Below are 2,412 nucleotides of genomic sequence, written 5' to 3'. Positions count from 1 at the left end.
TTCATAATAAAGTCCTCCTGTTTTTAGTTTATCATAAAAAGATTTTTTTATTTACAGACTTTTTATCACAGGCTCTCCACAGGTACACTTCACAATTTGAAATGTCTCTTTTTTTAAAATTTACCTATTATATTTATAAACCAACCCTGAGCATTAATATCAGTATCTCTCAGATCGTCCTGAAAATTCGAAAAATTATATCCCAAACCTATTTTCAGATTTTCTCCTATATGCTTGTACACTCCGACTAATGCACCGTGCTTTAAGTTTTCCGTATTATTATTTTCTCCTATGTCAGCAAGAAATCTGTATTCTGCCATCAGATCCCAGTCTTTTATAACTTCATATTCCTGTCTGAATCCTAATAGTGCAAAGTTTTTCTCTACTTTTATATTTCTTCCGTCTGAAGTTTTATAATAATCATTTTCAAACTTTACCGCTGTCTTCATACCTGCTGTCAGTCTCTTGGTAAGTTTATAGTTTCCTTCTGCTTCCAATATATGTTTAGATTCTTCAAGGTAAGAAGTTTCCCTGTCAGAATCATTCTCTTTATTTAATATATAGCTGTATCTCCCTAACAAATTAAATCTGTTATTGTGTATCGGTCTGTAAGCTACGCCTATTCCGGCTTCTGCATATTCATTTATAGTTCTGTGAGTTCTCTTATCCTTGGATATTGTATAGTCACCTTTAGCTAGGACTCTTAATGACTCTGTTATTCTGTAGCTTGCCGAATTCAGCAGCACATACTGCACTTCATCTGTACTGTCCCCTTTGTCCATTCTGTATTCTACTTTATTTTGAAGCTGAAAATCTGATTTTACATAGCTTGATGAAATACTCAACGCTGTTCTGTCATAAGAATCACCATCATTAGGGTTTACTCTTCCATACTGATATGATACACCAGCTCTGTAGTTATCCGTAAGATTATAGTCAGCTCCGTAAGATTCCAGATAGCTTTTTTCATCTCTTTCTTTCAGAAACTGGTTCTCGGCATATACAGAAAATTTATCTGTTATCTTTGCTCTCTGACCTACTACTATCTTATCAGAGTTCTCCGAGATACTGTTCCACAGATCATAACCAAGATAAATACTGTAATTATTAGTTATTTTATAATCAGCAGTAATCTCTGCACCTGATGTATCATTATCACCAAGCTTACCTTCCGCTTTTACCGTCAGTCTGTCATTCCATCTTGTTTCCAGCCCCAGTCTGTAAAGTGATCTATTGTCGTAATTCTTTTGCTTTACAGCCTCCTGAACTACTCCGTAAACATCCAGATTCGGAGTTATCTTATAATCAGCTCTTGCTGCAATGATTACAGCTTCTTTATCCTCTTCACCTGTTGCCTCTTCTGTTTTTTTCTCTACCGCTGCTGACAGTCTCAGTTTTTCATTTACTGCATATTCTGCCTGCCCTGTTATAGATTCTTTTTTCTCAATTGTATTATCCAGATAGTATTCTTTTTCCACGCTTTCATATTTCGTTTTAAAATAAAATCCGTCTACAGGATTTAGCTTTATCTCTCCGCCGTATGCTTCAAGTGTATAATCATTATTGTACTGTCCCCCTGAAAAGCCGTTCCCTACATTTATATACCAGCCGTTTACTTCATTTCCGTAAGGTTTAAATAAACCTTTATTCAAGTCATATAGATTAACTGTTCCTCTTATTGAGTATGCTCTTCCGTTGTTTTTTTCCAGCGGATTTTTATTTTTATCAGTAAATTTAAGCCCGCCATTGTATGATATATAATAATTGTCTATATTTCTTGATTCAGATTCGCTGTATTCACCTCTTAAATATGTTCCGTCAGAATATCTCACAGTAATATCCCCGCCGTAAACTTCATAATCCGAACTGTTATCTTTTTCTTCCTTAATATAAGTTCCGCCTATTTTCAAATGTTCTCCAAGCCATGCACTTCCTCTTCCCCCATAGGTCATATTGCTCAAAGACTCTGATGTTGCCGGCTCATAGTCATATTCAGCTATAAGATACAGCTCACTTCCTGATTTTCCGTTTTCCTGTATCAAATCGCTGTAAGAATCAGCCACATGATCTTTAAGCGGTTTTCTTAATGTAATTCTTCCCTGATAATTATCTATTTCATAATCTTTTCCTTCTACAAGATAAACTACTTTTTCCGTAACACCGGAATCTTTATCCCTTACTTCTATACTTATTTTTTCACTGTCTCTGATTACTTCGCCGTTTTTCAGAAAATAAAGACTTCCCCCTGTTCCGAGAAATTCATTTTTGGCATGTATTGTTTCAGCTTCCGAGCCAAAAATTACCACACTGTATTTATCTTCTCCGAAACTTGTAGTGTACTTATGTCAATAATGTGGACACATTTATCTTGTCTATTATGAAATTTTTTTCAAATATTCTTTAGGAGATAAA

1 protein-coding gene is annotated in these 2,412 nt (G+C 34.9%); it reads right to left on the bottom strand.

Annotated features, from left to right (window positions below; all coding sequences use genetic code 11):
• Positions 1–113 precede the first annotated feature (113 nt).
• A complete protein-coding gene (locus tag NK213_RS20740; RefSeq protein WP_253352521.1) occupies positions 114–2,306 on the bottom strand; it encodes a hypothetical protein in 2,193 nt (730 codons plus the stop codon).
• Positions 2,307–2,412 lie beyond the last annotated feature (106 nt).

This window comes from Sebaldella sp. S0638, assembly GCF_024158605.1.
GTDB lineage: Bacteria > Fusobacteriota > Fusobacteriia > Fusobacteriales > Leptotrichiaceae > Sebaldella.
This window is presented reverse-complemented; position numbering and strand designations above follow the sequence as displayed.